General features: G+C 70.9%; 17 protein-coding genes and 1 pseudogene. 11 read left to right on the top strand and 7 right to left on the bottom strand.

From position 1 onward, the window contains the following. Window positions 1–370: 370 nt before the first annotated feature. On the bottom strand, window positions 371–1,387 hold the full coding sequence (locus tag MFF64_RS29465; RefSeq protein ID WP_238193062.1) for an LLM class flavin-dependent oxidoreductase: 1,017 nt from the start codon (window positions 1,385–1,387) through the stop codon (window positions 371–373). 53 nt (window positions 1,388–1,440) lie between these two features. Next, window positions 1,441–2,094 carry a TetR/AcrR family transcriptional regulator gene (locus MFF64_RS29460; RefSeq protein WP_238193061.1) on the bottom strand — a complete coding sequence of 218 codons (654 nt, stop codon included), beginning with the start codon at window positions 2,092–2,094 and terminating at the stop codon, window positions 1,441–1,443. An 83-nt stretch (window positions 2,095–2,177) separates the two neighbouring features. Between MFF64_RS29460 and MFF64_RS29455 the strand changes: the two genes are divergently transcribed. Continuing rightward, window positions 2,178–2,918 carry an SDR family oxidoreductase gene (locus MFF64_RS29455; protein ID WP_238193060.1) on the top strand — a complete coding sequence of 247 codons (741 nt, stop codon included), beginning with the start codon at window positions 2,178–2,180 and terminating at the stop codon, window positions 2,916–2,918. 182 nt (window positions 2,919–3,100) lie between these two features. Here the strand turns inward: MFF64_RS29455 and MFF64_RS29450 are convergent, their stop codons facing one another. The 4 genes from MFF64_RS29450 to MFF64_RS29435 all read right to left on the bottom strand — a co-directional run bounded on the left by MFF64_RS29450 (window position 3,101) and on the right by MFF64_RS29435 (window position 7,996). Beyond that, complete coding sequence (locus MFF64_RS29450) at window positions 3,101–3,706, bottom strand: alpha/beta hydrolase (protein ID WP_273557180.1); 606 nt, start codon at window positions 3,704–3,706, stop codon at window positions 3,101–3,103. 6 nt (window positions 3,707–3,712) lie between these two features. Then, window positions 3,713–5,860 carry a helicase-related protein gene (locus MFF64_RS29445; protein WP_238193058.1) on the bottom strand — a complete coding sequence of 716 codons (2,148 nt, stop codon included), beginning with the start codon at window positions 5,858–5,860 and terminating at the stop codon, window positions 3,713–3,715. A gap of 115 nt (window positions 5,861–5,975) precedes the next feature. Continuing rightward, complete coding sequence (gene hflX / locus MFF64_RS29440) at window positions 5,976–7,400, bottom strand: GTPase HflX (RefSeq protein WP_238193057.1); 1,425 nt, start codon at window positions 7,398–7,400, stop codon at window positions 5,976–5,978. A 398-nt stretch (window positions 7,401–7,798) separates the two neighbouring features. Then, entirely contained in the window at window positions 7,799–7,996 is a 198-nt protein-coding gene (locus MFF64_RS29435) for a hypothetical protein (protein WP_099901269.1), read from the bottom strand. A gap of 272 nt (window positions 7,997–8,268) precedes the next feature. On the opposite strand from MFF64_RS29435, the gene yghU reads away from it, so the two are divergent. Further along, the gene (yghU, locus tag MFF64_RS29430; RefSeq protein WP_238193056.1) at window positions 8,269–9,147 is read left to right on the top strand and encodes a glutathione-dependent disulfide-bond oxidoreductase; all 879 of its coding nucleotides are present in this window, start codon (window positions 8,269–8,271) and stop codon (window positions 9,145–9,147) included. 349 nt (window positions 9,148–9,496) lie between these two features. Here the strand turns inward: yghU and MFF64_RS29425 are convergent, their stop codons facing one another. Further along, a complete protein-coding gene (locus MFF64_RS29425) occupies window positions 9,497–10,219 on the bottom strand; it encodes a GntR family transcriptional regulator (protein WP_099907284.1) in 723 nt (240 codons plus the stop codon). Window positions 10,220–10,454: 235 nt separating this feature from the next. On the opposite strand from MFF64_RS29425, the gene MFF64_RS29420 reads away from it, so the two are divergent. The 9 genes and pseudogenes from MFF64_RS29420 to MFF64_RS29380 form a co-directional block, all read left to right on the top strand. Then, window positions 10,455–12,056: an ABC transporter substrate-binding protein gene (locus tag MFF64_RS29420; RefSeq protein ID WP_099907282.1), complete on the top strand. Its 1,602-nt coding sequence runs from the start codon at window positions 10,455–10,457 to the stop codon at window positions 12,054–12,056. Between the two features lie 177 nt (window positions 12,057–12,233). Further along, window positions 12,234–13,247, top strand: coding sequence for an ABC transporter permease (locus tag MFF64_RS29415; protein ID WP_099907281.1), 1,014 nt, complete (start codon window positions 12,234–12,236; stop codon window positions 13,245–13,247). After that, window positions 13,244–14,140: an ABC transporter permease gene (locus MFF64_RS29410; protein WP_099907279.1), complete on the top strand. Its 897-nt coding sequence runs from the start codon at window positions 13,244–13,246 to the stop codon at window positions 14,138–14,140. Before MFF64_RS29415 ends, MFF64_RS29410 begins: the two co-directional genes overlap by 4 nt. Beyond that, window positions 14,137–15,801: a dipeptide ABC transporter ATP-binding protein gene (locus tag MFF64_RS29405; RefSeq protein ID WP_099907278.1), complete on the top strand. Its 1,665-nt coding sequence runs from the start codon at window positions 14,137–14,139 to the stop codon at window positions 15,799–15,801. Before MFF64_RS29410 ends, MFF64_RS29405 begins: the two co-directional genes overlap by 4 nt. Before the next feature lie 9 nt (window positions 15,802–15,810). Continuing rightward, a complete protein-coding gene (locus tag MFF64_RS29400) occupies window positions 15,811–16,029 on the top strand; it encodes a DUF4089 domain-containing protein (protein ID WP_099907276.1) in 219 nt (72 codons plus the stop codon). After that, window positions 16,026–17,411: an AtzE family amidohydrolase gene (locus MFF64_RS29395; protein WP_099907274.1), complete on the top strand. Its 1,386-nt coding sequence runs from the start codon at window positions 16,026–16,028 to the stop codon at window positions 17,409–17,411. The genes MFF64_RS29400 and MFF64_RS29395 overlap by 4 nt, the downstream gene beginning before the upstream one ends. 151 nt (window positions 17,412–17,562) lie before the next feature. Next, window positions 17,563–17,952 carry an oxalurate catabolism protein HpxZ gene (hpxZ, locus tag MFF64_RS29390; RefSeq protein ID WP_238193055.1) on the top strand — a complete coding sequence of 130 codons (390 nt, stop codon included), beginning with the start codon at window positions 17,563–17,565 and terminating at the stop codon, window positions 17,950–17,952. Next, window positions 17,949–19,730, top strand: coding sequence for an allophanate hydrolase (gene atzF, locus MFF64_RS29385; RefSeq protein WP_238193054.1), 1,782 nt, complete (start codon window positions 17,949–17,951; stop codon window positions 19,728–19,730). The genes hpxZ and atzF overlap by 4 nt, the downstream gene beginning before the upstream one ends. Window positions 19,731–19,863: 133 nt before the next feature. Beyond that, window positions 19,864–20,304, top strand: a pseudogene (locus MFF64_RS29380) (CheB methylesterase domain-containing protein); the annotation flags it as partial. Window positions 20,305–20,484 lie beyond the last annotated feature (180 nt).

Here is a 20,484-nt window from a genome sequence, read left to right as displayed (position 1 = left end):
TCAGCCAGAAAGGCGGATCATTAACTAATCTGAATCAAACTCATTTATCTTGATTGATTAACAATTTTATATGACAACAATTATATATCATGAACTATGAATTTTTATTGATGTCAAAAATATGCAGCGATCAAAGCTATCGATATCACCGACTCGACCTGCGGAGCGGATCTGCCGCAGAGCTACCACGGCATGATCTCGTCATTAAATCTGACAGATAATCACGCTACAAAAAATCCACCATATGGAGGATCTGCAACGCTGCTTTTGCCCATCGGGCGTAGTCCCGCTTCGGCGACCGACCGGTGGACCGGCCGGTCGGAGCCTGCGCGCCGAACCACGACGGTGTCGGCGCCCCGGGTGAACGGGATCACCGCCAGCCGAGAGCCGGGGCGACCTGCGTCAGGAGGGTCTCGAGGAGGTGAGCGTTGTAAGCGACGCCCAGCTGGTTCGGCACCGTCAGAAGCAGGGTGTCCGCCTCGGCGATGGCTTCGTCGGCCTTGAGTTCCTCGATCAGCCGCTCCGGCTCTGCGACGTAGGAGCGGCCGAACACCGCCCGCATGTTGTCGATGATGCCGACCTGGTCGCTGTCGCCTCCGCGCCCGAAAGTCGCCCGGTCGCGATCGCTCACGAGCGCGAAGATCGAGCGTGAGACGGAGACCCGCGGCACGCGGGCGTGACCCGCCTCCGTCCAGGCCTGCCGGTAGCGGCGGATCTGCCTGGCTTGCTGGATGTGGAACGGCTCGCCGGTCTCGTCGGCCTTGAGCGTCGAGCTCTGCAGGTTCATGCCCTGCTGCGCCGCCCAGATCGCGGTGGCGTCGGAGGCCGATCCCCACCAGATCCGCTCGCGCAAGCCCTCCGCATGCGGCTCGAGGCGCAGGAGGCCCGGCGGGTTGGGAAACATCGGCCGCGGGTTGGGCTTCGCGAAGCCCTCACCCCGCAGCAGGTCCAGGAACACCTCGGCGTGCCGGCGCCCGAGGTCGGCGTCGCTCGCGCCCTCTGGCGGGGCGTAGCCGAAGTGCCGCCAGCCATCGATCACCTGCTCGGGCGAGCCCCGGCTGATGCCGAGCTGGAGGCGCCCGCCCGAGATCAGGTCCGCCGCGCCCGCATCCTCGACCATGTAGAACGGGTTCTCGTAGCGCATGTCGATGACGCCGGTGCCGATCTCGATACGCCGGGTCCTGGCCCCGATCGCCGCGAGCAGCGGGAACGGCGAGGCGAGCTGCCGCGCGAAATGGTGGACCCGGAAATAGGCGCCGTCCGCCCCCAGCTCCTCCGCCGCGACGGCCAGCTCGATCGATTGCAGCAGCACGTCCTGCGCCGTGCGCGTCGCCGAGTGCGACGCCAGCGACCAATGCCCGAACGACAGGAACCCGATTCTCTTCATCGTCGCATCCATCCTCATTCCGATGGCCGGCCACGAGGGCCGAGCCGATGCGCTCAGCCGCCGACGCACCCGTTCCAGCCCAACAGCGCGTGACGCGCCACAGCCTCCAGCTCGGCCCGGCTCGCCCCGTCGCGGGCCTGGAGCGACAGCCCGCCCTGCACCGTCATCACGAATCGCGCGAGCGACGGGAGGTCGACCGAGGCGGCGATCTCGCCCTCGTCCACCGCGCGCGCCAGGCGCGCGACGACCCGCTCCAGCCCGCGCGCCCGGGCTGCCCGCACGATCTCGCCGAGTTCCACCTGTCCCTCGCTGCCGGCGGCCGAGAGCGTCACCATGCAGCCGCGTGGCTCCTCGCTCCCGCAGGGCCCCGGCAGGGCGACCGCCGAATCCATCAGAAGCGCCTCGATCGCCTCGCGCGCCGTCGGCGCCGCCGCAAATCGGGACCAGACGAAGGCCTCGTAACGCTCGCCGTAGTGGCGCAGGGCCTCGGCGTAGAGCGCCTCCTTCGATCCGAAGGCCGCGTAGAGGCTCGGCGAGCCGATCCCCATGGCCTGGGTCAGGTCGGAGATGGACGTAGCCGCGAAACCCTTGCGCCAGAACAGGCGCATCGCCTCGGTGAGGGCCGCTTCACGGTCGAACCCGCGTGGCCGGCCGCGCCCGCGGGCGGGCGGGCGGTCCTGTGATCGTTCGGGCGATGAATTCTGCATCGATCATTATATAAATTGCTTGACGCCGGACCGCAACGCGCCTAGCCATTTCTGTGTCAATCGACACAGAAAAAGGTCGGACCATGAGCGAACTCGCAGGCAAGCGCGCCCTCGTGACGGGCGCCTCCCGGGGCATCGGCGCCGCCATCGCGCTGGCACTCGCCGGGCGGGGCGCGGACGTCGCCCTCACCTACGAGCGATCCGCCGAGCGGGCGGCCGAGGTCGCGCGGCGCATCGAGGCGATGGGCCGCCGCGCCGTCGCGCTCCAGGCGGACAGCGCCGATCCGGCGGCCGTGACGCGCTCGGTCGCTGCGGCCGCGGAGCAGCTCGGCGGTCTCGACATCCTGGTGAACAATGCCGGCATCGCCCGCGGCGGTCCCCTGGTGGAGATGGGCCTGTCCGACATCGACGCCCTGCTCGACGTGAACATCCGCTCGGTCGTGCTGGCCTCGCAGGCCGCCATCCCGCATCTGACGCGTGGCGGGCGGATCATCTCGATCGGATCGTGCCTCGCCGAGCGCGTCCCGTTCCCGGGCGTGACGGTCTATTCCATGACGAAATCCGCCCTGCTCGCGTTCACGCGCGGGCTGGCGCGCGAGCTCGGGCCGCAGGGCATCACGGTGAACCTCGTTCAGCCGGGCTCGACCGACACCGACATGAACCCGGCCGACGGCGATCTCGCGGACGGGCAGCGGGCCATGACCGCCCTGGGCCATTACGGGACGCCGGACGACATCGCGGCGGCGGTGGCGTTCCTGGCCAGCCCCGCGGCGCGGCAGATCACCGGCACCGCCCTCACGGTCGATGGCGGCGCGAACGCCTGAGAGCCGGGTTGAGCGGCTTTTCCGATCACGGGTCTCATCCTGAAGTGGCGGCGATCGAAGATCGACCAGCATCTCGGGATGAGGTGAGCGGGTCGGAAACGCCGAATACCATTCAAACTGACTCCAAGGCGATCGATCCATTCTCATTCGGCATCCGTCGCCCCTCGTTCTCGCAGCGGCGTTCACCGGGCGGCGCGGGGATGGGCGAGGAGGAAGGGCAGCGCGCGGCCGAGGGCGACGGGGACCACCGAGGCGTGGTTCTCGTCCTCGAAGACGTGGACACGGATGTCGGGCCCCGCGCCGGCCGGATCGCGCAGGCAGTCGGCGACGACCCGGGCATTGGCGACCATCGCGCGCTCCCCGATTCCGTCCTCCCCGGGCCGTGCCGCCTGCGCCGGCGACTGCTCGAGGGCGCCGACCGCGATCATCAGCCGGACGGCCTGCGGGAGCCGCGCCGCGTCGCGGGCCCGCAGCAGGGCACGGTCGTCGAACCACAGCGACGGGCTGGCGGCGGCGTAAGCCGCGAAGGCCGAAGGCCGGTTCAGGACCGTGCGGAGAACGAACAGGCCGCCGAGGGAGTGCCCGAACAGGGAGCGGCGCTGGGCGGAGAGGCCGAAGCGGGCCTCGACCATCGGGGCGAGCTCGCCGGTGAGGAAGTCGAGGAAGGCGTTCACCCCCCGTCTTCCGGTCATCGGGGCTTCAGCGACGCCGCACAGTGTCGAGCGCCATGATCGCCTGAACCGGCATCGACGGAGTGCAGGGCCTGAGATCCCGAGCGCGGTCCCCACGCGATGTCATCGGGAGCCAGCGCTCCGGCGCGAGCGGCGCTCGACCTTGCGCGTGGCGGTGTCCCGGAGGTGCTGCTCGATGGCGTCGTTGGCCCGGCCGCGCATCGCCCGGATCGCCTCGACATCGTCGAAGGTTTCGGGAAAGCGTCGCGACAGCCACAGGTAGGCGCTCGCGAGCTTCACCGTGCGCTCCTGGTAGTCGAGCTCCCCGCGCAGGTTCGCCCGCAACGCCGGCACCCCCATTCCCGCCGCGCGGGCCTGGGTCCACCGCTCCAGCACCGCCATCGCGACCTCGTCGCGCCGGTCGACGGGGCAGACGGAGAAGGCGAACTTCTCCTGGATCGGCAGGCGCGCGCGATCGACCAGCCGGGCGACCTCGAGAATCTCCTCCAGGGCGGAGGGTTGGAACGGCGAGCCCGCGTAGAAGGTGGCGCGAGCGAAATGCGCCAGGACCTCGCGCAGGTTCTGGGTCTGCATCTCCTCGGCGACCGACGTGATCGCGATCAGGTCGGGCCGGACGAAGAAGCGCGTATCGGCGGCCGGTGCCGTCGGCGCGCCGCCGAGCGCGGTCCGGAGCGGCGCGATCCCGCTCTCCTCGGCGGCCGCGACGAAGCCGACCTCCTGATGGCCGAAACGGCCGGCCCGGCCGGCGATCTGCCGGATCTCGGAATTCGTCAGCGCCCGCTCGCCGACGCCGTCGAACTTGCGCACGGCCGAGAACACGATGCGTTTCAGAGGCCCGAGGTTCAACCCCATGCCGATCGCGTCGGTGGTCACCAGCACGGTCGCCTCGCCGGTGCGGAAGCGCGCGGCTTCCGCCCGCCGCACCTCCGGCGAGAGCGCGCCATAGATGGTGGCGACGCGGTGACCGGCCGCCACGAGGATCTCGCGGTTCTCGTGCACGGCCCGACGCGAGAAGGCGACGACGGCGTCGCCCGGCTCGACCTTCTCCAGGGGCACCGGCTCGTCCATCAGCACGAGCGGCGTCTTGCGCTCGAAGGTGACGACCTCCAGCGACTCGCCCGCCGCCTCGGCGGCCCGCCGGACATAGGCGAGAGCGTCGTCCGACCCGCACACGATGACGGTCTTGGCCGGCACGCCGAACAGCGCGTTGGTCCAGGCCCAGCCGCGGTCCGGATCGGAGAGCATCTGGATCTCGTCGATCACCGCCACGTCGACGGGTCGCGTCAGGTCCGCCGTCTCGATCGTGCGCGCGGTGTGGGTCGGGCTCGCCTCGCCCAGCACCTCCTCGCCCGTGACCATGCCGGCGCGCAGGCCCCGCTCCAGCAGCGCCTCGTAGTTCTCGAGCGCCAGGAGCCGCAGGGGTGCGAGGTAGGTGCCGGTCGCGGCCTCGGTCAGCACCTTGAGGGCGGCGTAGGTCTTGCCCGAATTGGTGGGTCCCATGTGGAACAGGATGCGCCGGTTGAGCCGACGCGCCGCGGTGAACTTCTCGATGTACGCGCCGAAGCCGACCCGATCCTGCAGCCGCCGGAGACGGGAATCCTGGCGCGCCACAATCCTGGCGCGTTTGCGCACGGGAGTGAGGGTGTGGAACAGCGACCCGCCGAGATCGTCGTCGAAGGGGAAGGGCCGGGATCGCAGCGACCGGTCGAGCTGAGCGATGTAGGCGGAGGCATCGGCCCCGACCTCGCGCAGATCGAGGCGGATCTGGTCGCGGAGACGCTCCACCGGCCGGCGCAGCTCGCCGGTGGTCCGGGCGGCGACCTGCGCGACGGCGGCGCGCAGCTCGTCGAGCCGCCATTTCGGGTCGTTGCGGTGCGCCATCATGCCCCTGAGGATGGCGGTGACGGCCGCGTCCGGCGGGGCATCGACACGCAGCTCCAGGCGGCCGTCATCGAGGAGCGGGATCGCGACCCGCACGCTCCACCTGATCGCGTGACCGTCCGAGATCGCGGCCCGGAGGCTCGGCACCGCCCGCCTCAGTGCCTCGATGCCGGTCTCGGCGAAGGCGCGGTGGGCCTTCATCGCCCGCAAGCCGCGCGCGACCCGCGCGTCGTCGACGTAACCGCCGAACTCGGGCAGGCCGAGATGGGCCCGCAGCGCCTCGAGGTCGACGGCCTGGGACGGCAGCCCGAGACGCGCGACGATCTCGCTCAGGATCTCGGTCGTGGGTTGGACGCGCCTGCGTGCCACGGATCGGCTCCTCCGTTCCTGCGCTGTGGGCAGGGCTGTTCATCACCTCCGGCCGGATCGCAAGCCTCCCGTCGAGGAGGCTGCCGCTCTCGCCGCTCGATCCGGCAAGGACCCCTCATCCCGTCCGGTGAAGCGTCCGTGCCCCGGGGAACCGATGGAGGAAGCGTGCCTCCTTCTCCGGCGCGACGCGGATCGCGAGGTGCACCGTGCCGTTCACCTCCTCGCGCCGGTCGAGTACCTCGGCGTTCTCATAGAGCCAGTGCAGCTGCGCACCGTCCTCGGGCGGCAGCACCACCGCGAAGGCCGACCGGCTGCGCGCCAGGCGCGCCTCGATGCGGCTCGTGAGCGCCGGGAGCCCCTCCCCGGTCACGGCCGAGACCAGGACCGGTGCTGCACTGTCGCGGTCGTGGCGGCCGCCCTCGCCGTCCTTGACGCTGAGGTTGAGTAGGCGCGTGCGCTCGGCCTCGTCGAGGAGGTCGGCCTTGTTCCAGACCTCGATGATGCGGTCCGCATGGGAGCGGATGCCGAGCTCGTCGAGGACCTGTCCGACATCCTCGGCCTGGGCCTGGGTGTCGGGATGGGCGACGTCGCGGACGTGGAGCAGGATGTCGGCCTCGATCACGTCCTCCAGCGTCGCCCGGAAGGCGGCGATCAGCATCGTCGGCAGGTCGGAGATGAAGCCGACGGTGTCGGACAGGATCACGGTCTCGCCGTGCGGCATCCGGGTGGCGCGGGCGGTCGGGTCGAGGGTCGCGAACAGCATGTTCTCGGCCAGCACGTCGGCCTTGGTCAAAGCGTTGAACAGGGTCGACTTGCCCGCATTGGTGTAGCCGACCAGCGCCACGATCGGGTACGGAACGCGCGCCCGGCTGCGGCGATGCAGGCCGCGGGTGCGGGTGACGGTCTCGAGCTCGCGCTCGATCCGGGTCATGCGCTCCTGGATCATCCGCCGGTCGGCCTCGATCTGGGTCTCGCCCGGGCCTCCGAGGAAGCCGAAGCCGCCGCGCTGGCGCTCGAGGTGGGTCCAGGACCGCACCAGCCGGCTGCGCTGGTAGGCGAGATGGGCGTGCTCGACCTGCAGCGTGCCCTCGCGGGTCGAGGCGCGGCGCCCGAAGATCTCCAGGATCAGCCCGGTGCGGTCGATGACCTTGACGCCCCAGGCCTTCTCCAGGTTGCGCTGCTGCACCGGCGAGAGCGCGCAGTCCATCACCACGAGGCCGATCTCCTCCGCCTTGATCAGGCCGGCCAGCTCATCGACGCGCCCCTTGCCGAGGTAGGTCGCCGGGCGGATCCTTTGCAGGTTCAGCGGAAGGGCCTGGACCACGTCGAGATCGATGGCCGCCGCGAGGCCTGCGGCCTCGTCGAGGCGCGCTGCCGTGGAGCGCAGGTTCTGCGCCTGGGCTGCACCGGACGCCGGGGGTGCCGCATTGCGGGTCGGATAGGGACCGATCACGAGGGTGCGCGTGCGCGCCGCGATCTCGATTTCCGGAGAACCTGGTGGCTGAAGGCGGACGTCGTCCGAGACAGGATACTCACTCATGACGATCATAAGTCCCGTCGGGCTTAAAAGATGCCGATCAAAAGCTTCCTCGTCGCCCCAGGCCCGGGCAAGGGGACCGGCTCGGTGACGGCGCCCCCCGTGCCGGTGAGCCGGGACATCCCCAAACCCGACATGCTGAGGCCGAGAGGTCGTTCGGTGATCGTCCGCCCCGGCCCCCACCTGCCTCGGGCGTGATCGCGGCATTCTCAGCAGGTGCGGCAGCCGATGACCGCCCGGAAGAGCCGGCCGGATCGATGGCGGCGCGGCCCGCCAACGGCCGGAATCGGGCCACTTCACCATCGGGCAGCCCCCTCCGCCAGAGGCCGGAAAGCCTGGTCCGCCGGAATCGTGTCGACATGCGCGTAGTCGTCGCACGCTTCTTCCGACCCGGCCGGTGTCTACACCTCGAACGGGGAGATCGGGTGGATCGCCCGCCCGTCCGGGCGCACCGTGAGGTCGCCGAACAGCCGGTCGCGCGGGGCCTTGCGCGTCATCTCCGCCACCGCGGTCCGGGCGTCGTCGCTCCCGATGCGCGCCACCGCGTCGAGACGGGCGAGCGCCGCCGCGTAGACCCCGGCCTGGTTGCCGCTCGGCACCTTGCCGGCTTGGCCCGGGAGGCGACCGCCGCCGACGGCGTCTCGTACCCTCGCGCCTTCGCATCGACGCGTCGATGCGAAGGCGACCGGCGCATTAGCGCCGGCGCCCGTTCGGGCTTGCCTGGCACCTTCGAACCGTCCGTTCGAAGGTGCCGCGGTATCAGGATTCACCCGGCTCGGAATCGGCACGCCCGATATCCGGTTCGGCGAAGCCCTTTCCTCTCGGCCGTCGGCGCGCCTATCTGTTGCCTCGCAACACCGGAGTGCGCCCCATGAGCGATCGTGCCGATTACGTGCCGCCGAAGGTCTGGACCTGGGATAGGGAGAGCGGCGGCCGCTTCGCCAACATCAACCGTCCGATCGCGGGCCCGACGCACGAGAAGGCGCTGCCCGTCGGGCGGCACCCGCTCCAGCTCTACTCGCTCGGCACGCCGAACGGCCAGAAGGTCACGATCCTGCTGGAGGAGCTGCTCGCGCTCGGCCACGCGGGCGCCGAGTACGATGCCTGGCTCATCCGCATCGGCGACGGCGACCAGTTCGGCTCGGGCTTCGTCGAGGCCAACCCGAACTCGAAGATCCCCGCCCTCGTCGACCGCAGCGGCGCGACGCCGATCCGGGTCTTCGAGTCGGGCGCCATCCTGACCTACCTCGCCGAGAAGTTCGGCGCCTTCCTGCCGACCGAGCCGGCCGCGCGGGCCGAGACGCTGTCCTGGCTGTTCTGGCAGATGGGCTCGGCGCCGTTCCTGGGCGGCGGCTTCGGGCACTTCTACGCCTACGCGCCGACGAAGCTCGAATACCCGATCAACCGCTACGCCATGGAATCGAAGCGGCAGCTCGACGTGCTCGACCGCCGGCTGGCCGAACACGAATTCGTAGCCGGCGACGCCTACACGATCGCCGACATGGCGATCTGGCCCTGGTATGGCGGCCTGGTGAAGGGCTGGCTCTACGAGGCGGCCGAGTTCCTGGATGTCCAGAGCTACCGGAACGTCGTGCGCTGGGCCGACCAGATCTTCGCGCGGCCGGCGGTGCAGCGCGGGCGCAAGGTCAACCGCCTCGCTGGCGAGCTGGCCGACCAGCTCCACGAGCGCCACGACGCGAGCGACTTCGAGACGAAGACGCAGGACAAGCTGGCCGGAGCGCAGGGGTGATGCAAGCTCTGCCTGGCCTGCTCGTAGACCAGTAAAGCGCAGGGTCCCCTCTCCCTGCCCGCCGGGAGAGGGGACGCACGATCGTTGAGTTGGCCTGCAAAATCACACGGGGAATGGGAAGTGCGTTCTATTGTTATGGGAGCAGATAAAGCTCATGCCTCGTGAACGAAACTTATTTACTTTGATCGAAATAGGACTGTCAAAATTCGAATCAGTATCATAATATTATTTTATCTCTTAATTAAATGATCTCGAAACATATGCGTCATTCAAAATTTTCTCTCCGGAAAGCGGGGTGATCCCGTGAGCGTCAAGATTGTCGAGGAAAGTCCGACAGGCTCCAAGACAATCAGCTCTGTCGCCGTGCTCCACCATGCGTCCCCGGAACGACCGGGCGTGCGGCACCGCCCTCGTCCACCCCCTCCCGCGCCAGCAACCCCTCCACCGAACTCTCCACCAGCGTGACGTGCCGCAGCATCGCGGCATGGGCCTCCACCGCTTGGCCCGCCAGGATCGCGGCGACCACCGCACCGTGCTCCGCGTGCGAGCGGGCGAGGCGGCCCTCCAAGCGGAACTGCGCCTCCCGGTAAGGCTGGAGGCGGCGGCGCAGGCTGAGCGCGAAATCGGACAGCACCGCATTGTGGGCGCCGGCATAGATCGCGCCGTGGAACGCCGTGTTGGCCCGCGCATAGGAAGCCGGGTCGTCGGTCCGGGCGAGGTCGCCCATGGCGTCGTGGAGCGCGTCGAGACGGCGGCGCTCGAGCGGGCTCATCGACTGGGCGGCGAGACGTGCGCAGGTCGCCTCGATCTCCGCCATGGCGACGAACAAGTCGGCGAGCTGGGCCGCCGTCACCTGCGCCACCACCGCGCCCCGGCGCGGCCGCACCTCGACGAGGCCCGACGTGCCGAGCTGGCGCAAGGCCTCGCGCACCGGCGTGCGCGATACCCCGTACTGGTCTGCCAGCGCCTGCTCGTCGAGGCGGCTGCCCGGCGCCAGCGTGCCGGTGACGATCGCCTCGGCGATCTCGGCCGCCAGCCGCTCGGTCCGCGTCCGTCCTGCCGCGTCGTCCATCTCGCCCCCGTCCCGAACGGCCCCGACCGTGCCGCATCGCCACGGCGCAGGCGTGCCTGAAATTGCAGCTCCCGCGCACAAACTCCGTGCGTGCAACACCGCACGAATGCATGCACTCTCGCTGTGTTGCATGCAATTTCCGGTGCCGGTCCGAACCTTGCCTCGCTCCATGGTACGCCCCCCGGCGCGCCGGTGCGGGCATCCCATTCTTCTCGCCAGATAAGGTCCGCGCCGCATGATCACCCGCCGCACCGCCCTCGTCGCCGGGCTCGCCGCGCCGTTCGTGGCGCGCCACCAGGCGAGCGCGCAGAACCCGACCCGCAACGAGACCCTGCTGCTGGTGCAGGAATACGGGCCGAACTCCCTCGACATGCAGGGCATCGGCGCCTCGCAGCCGGTGAACGGCGTGGCGCTCAACTGCTATGACAGGCTGCTGCGCTTCAAGCCGGTGCCGATCCCGGGCGGGGGCGGCAACGCCGTGAAGATGGGCGAGCTGGAGGGCGAGCTCGCCGAGAGCTGGCAGGTCGCCTCCGACGGGATGAGCTGCACCTTCAAGCTCCGCGACGCCAAGTTCCATTCCGGCCGTCCGGTCACGGCGAAGGACGTGAAGTGGTCGCTGGACCGGGCGGTGTCGATCGGGGGCTTCGCCACCACGCAGATGAATGCCGGCTCGCTGGAGAAGCCGGAGCAATTCGTCGCCCTCGACGACAGGACGTTCCGCATCGACTTCGTCCGCAAGGACAAGATGACGATGTCGAACCTCGCCGTCACGATCCCCTTCGTGATCGATGCCGAGCTCGCCCAGCGCAACGGCGGTGGCGATCCCTGGGCCAAGGAATGGCTCAAGAACAACGTAGCAGGCTCCGGCGCCTACCGGGTCGAGAGCTGGAAGCCGGGCGTCGAGACGATCTACACCCGCAACGACGCCTGGGCCTCGGGCAAGCTGCCGCAATTGCGCCGGGTCATCGCCCGCGACATCGCCTCGCCCTCGACCCGCCGGGCGCTGATCGAGAAGGGCGACGCCGACATCTCGTACGGGCTGCCGCCGAAGGACTTCAAGGACCTGATCGACGCCGGCAAGATCAAGGTCGTCGGCGTGCCGATCCCGAACGGGGTCTGGTCGGTCTACCTCAACACCGCCGTCGGGCCGTTCACCGACGTGCGCCTGCGCCAGGCGGTCGCCTGGGTGCTGCCCTACGAGAAGATCCTGCAGGCCTCCTTGTTCGGCCGCGGCCTCGACATGTCGGGCGGGCCGGAGACGCCCCGGGTCGCCTGGCCGCAGCCCTACCCCTACAAGACGGACCCGGCGAAGGCGAAGGCCCTGGTGCAGGCGGCGGCGCCGAACGGCCTCTCGACCACCCTCCTGTTCGATGCCGGCAACGCCACGGTGGCCGAGCCGATGGCGGTGCTGATCAAGGAGGCGCTCGCCGGCATCGGCATCACCGTCGAGATCGGCAAGATTCCGGGGGCGAACTTCCGCGGCGAGATCGCGAAGAAGACCAATCCGATGGTGCTCAACCGCTTCGCCGGCTGGCTCGACTATCCCGACTACTACCTGTTCTGGACCCTGCACGGGGCGAACTCGATCTTCAACATTGCCTCGTACCAGAACCCGGCGCTCGACAAGCTGATCGACACCGCTCGGTTCACCGACGACAAGGCGGTCTACGACAGGAGCGTGATCGACTTCGTGTCGCTCGCCGAGCGCGAGGTGCCGATGGTGCCGATCGCCCAGCCGACCCACGACGTCGCGATGCAGCGCACGATCAACGGCTACCAGTTCCAGCCCTGCCGCGAGCCGGACTTCCGGTACCTGACCAAGGGCACGGCGTCGTGAGAGGTGAACACATCGTCCGGCTGCATCTGCAGGCCGGTGACTGTCCCGCATAGAGCGTAGACCGATCCTCACCGTCCTTTTCCGGACCGCGTCCACCTCGTTTCGATCGTCCGGGAAAGGGGAGAGGCTGAACCGGCCGTCCACGCCGACGGATGGATGCCTACAGGAGGGCCCACGATGCTGCGCACGCTCCTCGACCGCCTCGCCACCACCCTGCCGGCCCTCGCCGGGGTGGTCGTGGTGTCGTTCCTGCTCACCCGGGTCCTACCCGGCGACACCGCGGCCTACTTCGCGGGGCCCGCCGCGACGCCCCAGGCGATCGCGCAGATCCGCACCGAGCTCGGCCTCGACCGGCCGCTGCCGGAGCAATTCGCCCGCTACGTCGCCGACCTCGCCCGCGGCGACCTCGGCCGCTCGCTCACGACGGGCCAGCCGGTGACGGCGGATCTCGGCGCTCGGCTGCCCGCCTCGGCGGAATTGACCCTGTTCGGCCTCGTCCTCTCGCTCCTCGTCGCGATCCCCCTCGGGGTCGCGGCGGCCCTCCGGCAGGGCTCGCTCGTCGATCACGCCTGCCGGATCGTGGCGACGGCGGGCGTGTCGCTTCCGGTCTTCTTCACCGGGCTCCTCCTCGTCTACGCCTTCTACTTCGTCCTCGGCTGGGCTCCCGCACCGCTGGGGCGCCTCGACGCCTTCGCCTCGCCACCGCCGACGCGCACCGGCTTCTTCCTCCTCGACAGCCTGATCGCGGGCGACCTCGAGACCTTCCGGGCGGCCCTCGGCCAGATCGCCCTGCCGGGCCTGACGCTGGCGATCTTCGCGCTGGCTCCCATCGCCCGCATCACCCGGGCGGCGATGCTGGCGGTGCTCGCCGCCGATTTCGTGCGCACCGCCCGGGCCGCCGGCCTGTCGAGCCGCCGGGTCGTGGTGACCTACGCGCTCCGCAACGCCATGCTGCCGGTGGTGACGACGCTCGGCATGGTGTTCTCCTTCCTGCTCGGCGCCAACGTGCTGGTCGAGAAGGTCTTCGCCTGGCCGGGTGTCGGATCCTACGCGGTCGAGGCCTTGATCGCCTCCGACTTCGCCCCGGTCCAGGGCTTCGTCCTGGCGATGGCCCTGCTCTACACGGTGCTGAACCTGGCGATCGACCTCGCCTACGGGCTGATCGACCCGCGCGTGAGGGCCACCGCATGAGCGCCACCGGCTCCCCCGCCCTCGCGACCGACCGGCCCCGCAGCGGCATCTCCGCGACGCTGTCGCACGCGGCCTCGGTCGTCGCCGGCAACCCAGTCACGGGCTTCGCCTTCGCGCTGCTCCTCGGGCTCGTCGCCTGTGCCGCGTTCGGCCCGTCGCTCGTGCCCTACGATCCGCTCGCCTCCGACACCTCGGCCGCGCTCCAGGCCCCGTCGCTGGCGCACCCGTTCGGCACCGACCAGCTCGGGCGCGACATCCTCTCGCGGGTCGTGGTGGCCGCGCGGCTCGATCTCGCCATCGCGGTCTTCTCGGTGGCCCTGGTCTTCGTCGCAGGCGGCCTCGCCGGGATCATGGCCGGGTTCTTCGGCGGCTGGACCGACCGGATCGTCGGGCGGCTCGCCGACACCATCATGGCCTTCCCGCTCTTCGTCCTGGCGATGGGCATCGTGGCGGCCCTCGGCAACACCGTCGGCAACATCGTGCTCGCCACCGCGATCATCAACTTCCCGCTCTATGCCCGTCTCGCCCGGGCCGAGGCGGCGCAGCGCCGCAATGCCGGCTTCGTCCTGGCGGCACGGCTCACCGGCAACACCGACCTGCGCATCGTCCTGACCTCGATCCTGCCGAACATCCTGCCGATCATGATGGTGCAGATGTCGCTCACCATGGGCTACGCCATCCTGAACGCGGCGGGCCTGTCCTTCATCGGCCTCGGCGTGCGGCCCCCGACCCCGGAATGGGGGATCATGGTGGCGGAGGGCGCGAGCTTCATCGTCTCGGGCGAGTGGTGGATCGCCCTCTTTCCCGGCCTCGCGCTGATGCTCGCGGTGTTCTGCTTCAACCTCATTGGCGACGGCCTGCGCGACATCGTCGACCCCCAGAGGCGCACGTGACCGCGATCCCGCTCCTCGACATCCGCGACCTCACGGTCGAGTTCGCCACCCGCCGCGGGCCCGTCCAGGCGGTGCGCCAGGTCGACGTGACGGTGGCCAAGGGCGAGACCGTCGGCATCGTCGGCGAGTCCGGCTCGGGCAAGTCGGTCACCTCCTACGCGGTGATGCGCATCCTCGACCGGGCCGGGCGCATCGCCGGCGGCGAGGTCGATTTCTCCGGCATCGACCTCCGGGCGGCGAGCGAGCGCCAGATGCGCGACCTGCGCGGGCGGGAGATCTCGATGATCTTCCAGAATCCCCGCGCGGCGCTGAACCCGATCCGCAAGGTCGGCCACCAGATCGAGGACGTGCTGCGCCAGCACGCCGAGGCCGGCTCGGGCGACGCCAAGGCGAAGGCCATCGCGGCGCTGGAGCAGGTCAAGATCGCGCGGGCGGCTGAGCGCTACCACGCCTATCCGTTCGAATTGTCGGGCGGCATGTGCCAGCGGGTGGTGATCGCGCTCGCGCTCGCGTGCCGGCCGCAGCTCCTCATCGCCGACGAGCCGACCACCGGCCTCGACGTGACGACCCAGAAGGCGGTGATGGACCTCGTCACCGCGCTCACCCGCGAGCGCGGCATGGCGACGGTGCTCATCACCCACGATCTCGGACTGGCCGCGACCTATTGCGACCGGATCGCCGTGATGGAGCAGGGCCGGGTCGTCGAGACGGCGCCGGCGGCGGCGATCTTCCGCGCCCCGGCCCACGCCTATACCCGCAAGCTGATGCAGGCGACGCCGCGCCCAGGGGTCACGTTGCGCGACCTGCTGCCGGCGGGCGCGCTGGCGGCGCCGTCGGAGCGCGCCGAAGCGGCGGGGGCGCCGCTTCTCAGCGTCTCGGGGCTGGTGAAGGAGTACCCGAAGGGGAAGGCCCTGCTCTCGCGCAAGGCCGCGGAGGCGCCGTTCCGGGCAGTCGATGCCTTGAGCTTCAGGGTCGATCGCGGCGAGAGCGTCGGGCTCGTCGGCGAGTCGGGCTGCGGCAAGTCCACCACCTCCACGATGGTGATGCGGCTCCTCGACCCGACCGAGGGCTCGATCGTGTTCGCCGGCGAGGAGATCGGCCGCGTGCCGGCCTCGCGCTTCGCCCGGCACCCCTTGCGGCCGAAGATCCAGATGGTGTTCCAGGATCCGACCGAATCCCTCAACCCGCGCTGGACCGCCGCGCGCGCCATCGCCGACCCGCTGCTGCGCTTTCGCACCGTGCGGGGCTCAGAGGCGATCCGGGCGCGCTGCGAGGAACTGGCCCGCCTCGTCGGCCTGCCGGTCGAACTCCTCGACCGCTTCCCGCACCAGCTCTCCGGCGGCCAGAAGGCACGGGTCGGCATCGCTCGCGCCATCGCACCCTCCCCCGACCTCGTGATCCTCGACGAGCCGACCGCGGCCCTCGACGTCTCGGTCCAGGCGGTCGTCCTGAACCTGCTCGCCGACCTCAAGCAGGCGCTCGGCATGAGCTACCTCTTCGTCAGCCACGACCTGCAGGTGGTGCGGATGCTCTGCGACCGGGTGATCGTCATGCGGGGCGGCCGGATCGTCGAGGAGGGGCCGACCGCCCAGGTGCTGGAGGCGCCGCAGGCCGATTACACCCGTGCGCTGCTCGCCGCGATTCCCCATCCACCCGTGTGAGGGCCGACCATGACGACATCTTCCCTCCCCCTCGACGACGAGACGGCCGGCGCGGTCGTCGACGCGATGGTGCCGCTCGTCGGCATTCCGATGGCGCCGGAATGGCGCGAGACGGTGATCGCCAGCGTCAAGGCGACGGCCGCCGCCGCCCGGCTGGTGCTGGACTTCCCCCTCGACGACACCGTCGAGCCGGCGCCGGTGTTTCAGGCCAGCGGACCTCTCGCATGAGCGCGCACGAGACCGCCTCCGCGATCGCCGCCGCCGTGACGGCGGGCCGGCTCTCCGCCGCGGCCTCGGTCGAGGCCGCCCTGGCGCGGATCGCCGCCGCCGACCCGGGCGTGAACGCCTTCACCGACGTGACGGCCGAGCGCGCCCGGACCCGGGCGGCCGAGATCGACGCGGGCCTCGCCGCCGGCAAAGCGCCGGGCCCGCTCGCCGGCGTCCCCTTCGCGGTCAAGAACCTCTTCGACGTCGAGGGGATTCCGACCCGCGCCGGGTCGAAGATCAACCGCGAGCGCGAGCCGGCCGGCCGCGACGGCGCCCTGGTGCGGCGCCTGGAAGCGGCCGGAGCGGTGCTGGTCGGCGCCCTCAACATGGGCGAATACGCCTACGACTTCACCGGCGAGAACGCCCATGACGGCCCCTCGCGCAACCCGCACGACCGCGCGCGGATGACCGGCGGCTCGTCGGGCGGCTCGGGGGCGGCGGTCGCCGCGGGGCTCGTGCCCCTCACCCTCGGCTCGGACACCAACGGCTCGATCCGGGTGCCGTCGGCGTTCTGCGGCACCTTCGGGCTGAAGCCCACCTTCGGCCGGCTGTCGCGGGCCGGCTCCTACCCGTTCGTCGCGAGCTTCGACCATCTCGGACCCCTCGCCCGCTCGGTCGCCGATTTGGGCCTCGCCTACGACGCGATGCAGGGCGAGGATCCGGACGATCCCTGGCAGACGCCGCGCCCGCTCGAGCCGGTGTCGGCCGCGCTGGCGCAGGGGACGACGGGCCTGCGCATCGCGGTGGCCGGCGGCTACTTCGCCCGCGGCGGCGAGCCGGATTGCTTCGCGGCCGTCAAGCAAGCTGCCGAGGCTCTGGGCGCGACCCGCAGCATCGAGATCCCGGAAGCGGCGCGCGCCCGCGCCGCGGCCTTCGTCATCACCGCCGCCGAGGCGGCGGGCCTCCACCTCGACCGCCTGCGGGTGCGCCCCGGCGATTACGACCCGGCGGTGCGCGACCGGCTGATCGCCGGCACGACGATCCCCGCCGCCTGGGTCCACCGCGCCCAGCGCTTCCGCAGCTGGTACCGGGCACGGGTGCTGGCCCTGTTCGACGAGGTCGACGTGATCCTGGCCCCCTGCACGCCCTGCCGGGCGCTGCGGATCGGCCAGGCGACGATGGAACTCGACGGCGTCACCGTGCCCGCGCGACCCAACATCGGCGTGTTCACCCAGCCGATCTCGTTCATTGGCCTGCCGGTCGTCGCGGTGCCGGTGCGGGTCGGGGGCGGGCTGCCGCTCGCCGTGCAGGTGATCGCAGCGCCGTGGCGGGAGGACCTGGCGCTGCGGGTGGCCGGGGAGCTCGAGGCGGCGGGGGTGGGGGCGGCGCCGGTGGCGGGGTGAACCCCTGCCGGCCTTGCGAAAGCCGCCATGGCGGAGACCGACCAAGTTATCGAAGTCGAGCACGTCCCCCTCTCCCAGACGGGAGAGGGGATCCCGCGATTTCGAATGGTCGGCACGGATCTGCCGAAAACCACATCAAGGGAGGAACCCCATGGACATCGACCACCCTGACGTCAAAGCCGAGGTCGAGGCGGCCTTCGCCCGCTACGAGACTGCCCTCGTCACCAACGACGTGCCGACCCTCGAGGCCCTGTTCTGGGACGATGCCCGCACCATCCGGTACGGCGCGGCTGAGAACCTCTACGGCATGGACGCAATCCGGGCCTTCCGCCGGGCACGCTCGCCGGTCGGGGTCGAGCGCAGCATCGGCGAGACGGTCATCACCACCTTCGGGCGCGACTTCGCCACCGCCTCGACGCTGTTCTGGCGCGAGGCCCATCCCGGCAAGGTCGGGCGCCAGATGCAGTCCTGGGCCCGGCTGCCCGAGGGCTGGCGGGTCGTCGCCGCGCATGTCAGCCTGATCGACGAGGAGCCGGCATGACGGCCTTTCCCCTCACCCTCGCCCAGTACCGCGAGGCCTACGCCTCGGGGGCCCTGACGCCGGCGGCGGCCGTGCGCGAGGTCTACCGGCGCATCGCGGCACAGGCCGATCCGGCGGTCTTCATCACCCTGCGGCCCGAGGCCGAGGTAACGGCGGACGCGCAAGACCTGCCGGCGGGCCCGCTCCACGGCATCCCGGTCGCCGTGAAGGACAATATCGCCGTCGCAGGCCTGCCCACCACCTGCGCCTGCCCCGACTACGGAAATGTCGCGACGGAGGACGCGGCGGTGGTGGCGCGGCTGCGCCAAGCCGGGGCGCTCGTCATCGGCAAGACCAACCTCGACCAGTTCGCCACCGGCCTCGTCGGCGTGCGCTCTCCCTATGGCGTGCCACGCAACACCCTCGACCCGGCGCTGGTGCCCGGCGGCTCGTCGTCGGGCTCCGCGGTCGCGGTGGCGGCGGGACTCGTCCCGCTGGCGCTCGGCACCGACACCGCCGGCTCCGGCCGGGTGCCGGCCGGACTGAACAACATCGTCGGGCTCAAGCCCACGCTCGGGGCGCTCTCGACACGCGGTGTGGTGCCGGCCTGCCGCACCCTCGATTGCGTCTCGGTCTTCGCGCTCACCGTCGAGGACGCGTTCGCGGGCTTTTCGGCGCTCGCCGGCTTCGATGCCGCCGATCCGTTCTCGCGGGCCCTGCCGGTCGGGCGGCCGGGGCCGCTGCCGCTGCGGGTCGGCGTACCGGATGGGGCGAGCCGCCGCTTCGCCGGCGACCGTCTCTCGGAGGCCGCCTTCGACGCCGCCTTGGCAGATCTCGCAGCTCTCGGCGCGACCCTGGTCCCGGTCGACCTGACCCCGTTCTTCGCCGCCGCCGCCCTCCTCTATGACGGCCCGTGGGTGGCCGAGCGCTGGGAGGCGATCCGCACCTTCATCACCGAACGGTCCGAGGCGCTGCACCCGGTCACCCGCGCCATCACCGAGCGGGCGACCGCCTTCTCCGCCGCCGACGCCTTCGCGGGCCGCTACCGGCTGGCGGAGCTGCGCCGCGCCGCGGAGCCGGTCTGGCAGACGATCGACGCCCTGTGCGTGCCGACCTTCCCGCGCCCGCAGACCGTGGCGGCGCTGGCCGCCGACCCGATCGGCCCCAATGCCGAGCTCGGCACCTATACCAACTTCGTCAACCTGCTCGATCTCTGCGCGCTGGCGGTGCCGAGCCATCCCCGCGCCGACGGAGGGCCGGCCGGCGTGACGCTGATCGCCCCGGCGGGGCGGGATGCCGCCCTGGTCCCCCTCGGCGACGCCCTCCACCGCGCCGGCGGCACCCCGATGGGGGCGACCGGCGCGCGCCTGCCGCCTGCGGCCGAGCCGGGCCCCGCACGGGCCTCCGGCGACGAGATCGAGCTGGTGGTGGTCGGCGCGCACCTGTCGGGCCTGCCCCTCAACGGCGAGCTGATCTCCCTCGGCGCACGGCTCCTGCGGGCGGTCGCGACCACGTCCGACTACCGGCTCTTCGCCCTGCCGGGTGCGGGCCCGCGCCGTCCGGGCCTGGTGCGGGTGGCGGCGGGCGAAGGCACGGCAATCGCCACCGAGGTCTGGGCGCTCACGCCGGAGGCCTTCGGCCGCTTCGTCGCCGCGATTCCCGCCCCCCTCGGCATCGGCACCCTGCGCCTCGCCGACGGCACGTCGCCGAAGGGGTTCCTGTGCGAGCCGGAGGGCGTGCGGGACGCGGAGGACGTGTCGGGCCACGGGGGATGGCGGGCGTATCTGGCCGCCGGCTGAGTCATCTCCGGGGTGGAGGGCCGTTTGTCCCGTTTCGTCGGCCGGATGCTCGCAGAACCGCCGACGGCGAGAACGGTAGCCATGGGGGATAAACTCCGGGACGGGTGTGCGGAGAAGGCGCGTCAGTCGGTAGCCCGGCCGCGCCCTGATCGCCTCGGGCGGGCGGCACCTGCTGGTCCAGCGGACCGGCGGGACCGACACGGTCGGCGTCAAGGACGGCTCCCTCGTCTTGCGCCACCGCCCGTCCGTCGACGTGATGTTCCGCTCGGCGGCTCAGTGCGCAGGCGCCAACGCACTCGGCATCGTGATGACGGACATGGGCGACCACGGCGCCAACGGCCTGCTGGAGATGCGCCGCGCCGGTGCCCTGACGATCGCCCAGGACGAGGAGAGCTGCGTCGTGTTCGGAATGCCGAAGGAGGCGATCGAGCGCGGTGCAGCCGCCAAGGTGGTCGCGCTCGATCGCCTTCACCTGGAGATCCAGCGCTTCAGCGCTGCTCAGCCCCTGGGCCGGACCGCCGGAAGCTGCGGGAGGACGGCCCGAGCCGTATCGACATGTGCTGCCCGGACTTGAACCCAGAGCGCGCATACCCATCTAGGGTACACGCCGGCCGCGGGGACCGGGCAGTCCCCTGCCCTCCCTTTGCCACCTCGGCCGGATCCCCCCGGATCCGAACGAGTTGACAGGCGAGCCGGCTCCCCTTAAACGACCGCTCACCGACGGGGCGCCGAGACGAACGGCTTGCCTCCGGGA

The sequence above is a fragment of the Methylobacterium frigidaeris genome, from assembly GCF_022179185.1.
Classification (GTDB): Bacteria; Pseudomonadota; Alphaproteobacteria; order Rhizobiales; family Beijerinckiaceae; genus Methylobacterium; species Methylobacterium frigidaeris.
The sequence above is the reverse complement of the archived record's forward strand: the minus strand, read 5'-3'. Positions and strand labels throughout refer to the sequence as shown.

Excerpts from the sequence above, each read along its gene's own strand:
- MFF64_RS29465 (WP_238193062.1), bottom strand. The coding sequence starts at position 1,387 with ATGAAGAGAATCGGGTTCCTGTCGTTCGGGCATTGGTCGCTGGCGTCG.
- MFF64_RS29460 (WP_238193061.1), bottom strand. The coding sequence starts at position 2,094 with ATGCAGAATTCATCGCCCGAACGATCACAGGACCGCCCGCCCGCCCGC.
- MFF64_RS29455 (WP_238193060.1), top strand. The coding sequence starts at position 2,178 with ATGAGCGAACTCGCAGGCAAGCGCGCCCTCGTGACGGGCGCCTCCCGG.
- hflX (WP_238193057.1), bottom strand. The coding sequence starts at position 7,400 with ATGAGTGAGTATCCTGTCTCGGACGACGTCCGCCTTCAGCCACCAGGT.
- yghU (WP_238193056.1), top strand. The coding sequence starts at position 8,269 with ATGAGCGATCGTGCCGATTACGTGCCGCCGAAGGTCTGGACCTGGGAT.
- MFF64_RS29425 (WP_099907284.1), bottom strand. The coding sequence starts at position 10,219 with ATGGACGACGCGGCAGGACGGACGCGGACCGAGCGGCTGGCGGCCGAG.
- MFF64_RS29420 (WP_099907282.1), top strand. The coding sequence starts at position 10,455 with ATGATCACCCGCCGCACCGCCCTCGTCGCCGGGCTCGCCGCGCCGTTC.
- MFF64_RS29415 (WP_099907281.1), top strand. The coding sequence starts at position 12,234 with ATGCTGCGCACGCTCCTCGACCGCCTCGCCACCACCCTGCCGGCCCTC.
- MFF64_RS29410 (WP_099907279.1), top strand. The coding sequence starts at position 13,244 with ATGAGCGCCACCGGCTCCCCCGCCCTCGCGACCGACCGGCCCCGCAGC.
- MFF64_RS29400 (WP_099907276.1), top strand. The coding sequence starts at position 15,811 with ATGACGACATCTTCCCTCCCCCTCGACGACGAGACGGCCGGCGCGGTC.
- MFF64_RS29395 (WP_099907274.1), top strand. The coding sequence starts at position 16,026 with ATGAGCGCGCACGAGACCGCCTCCGCGATCGCCGCCGCCGTGACGGCG.
- hpxZ (WP_238193055.1), top strand. The coding sequence starts at position 17,563 with ATGGACATCGACCACCCTGACGTCAAAGCCGAGGTCGAGGCGGCCTTC.
- atzF (WP_238193054.1), top strand. The coding sequence starts at position 17,949 with ATGACGGCCTTTCCCCTCACCCTCGCCCAGTACCGCGAGGCCTACGCC.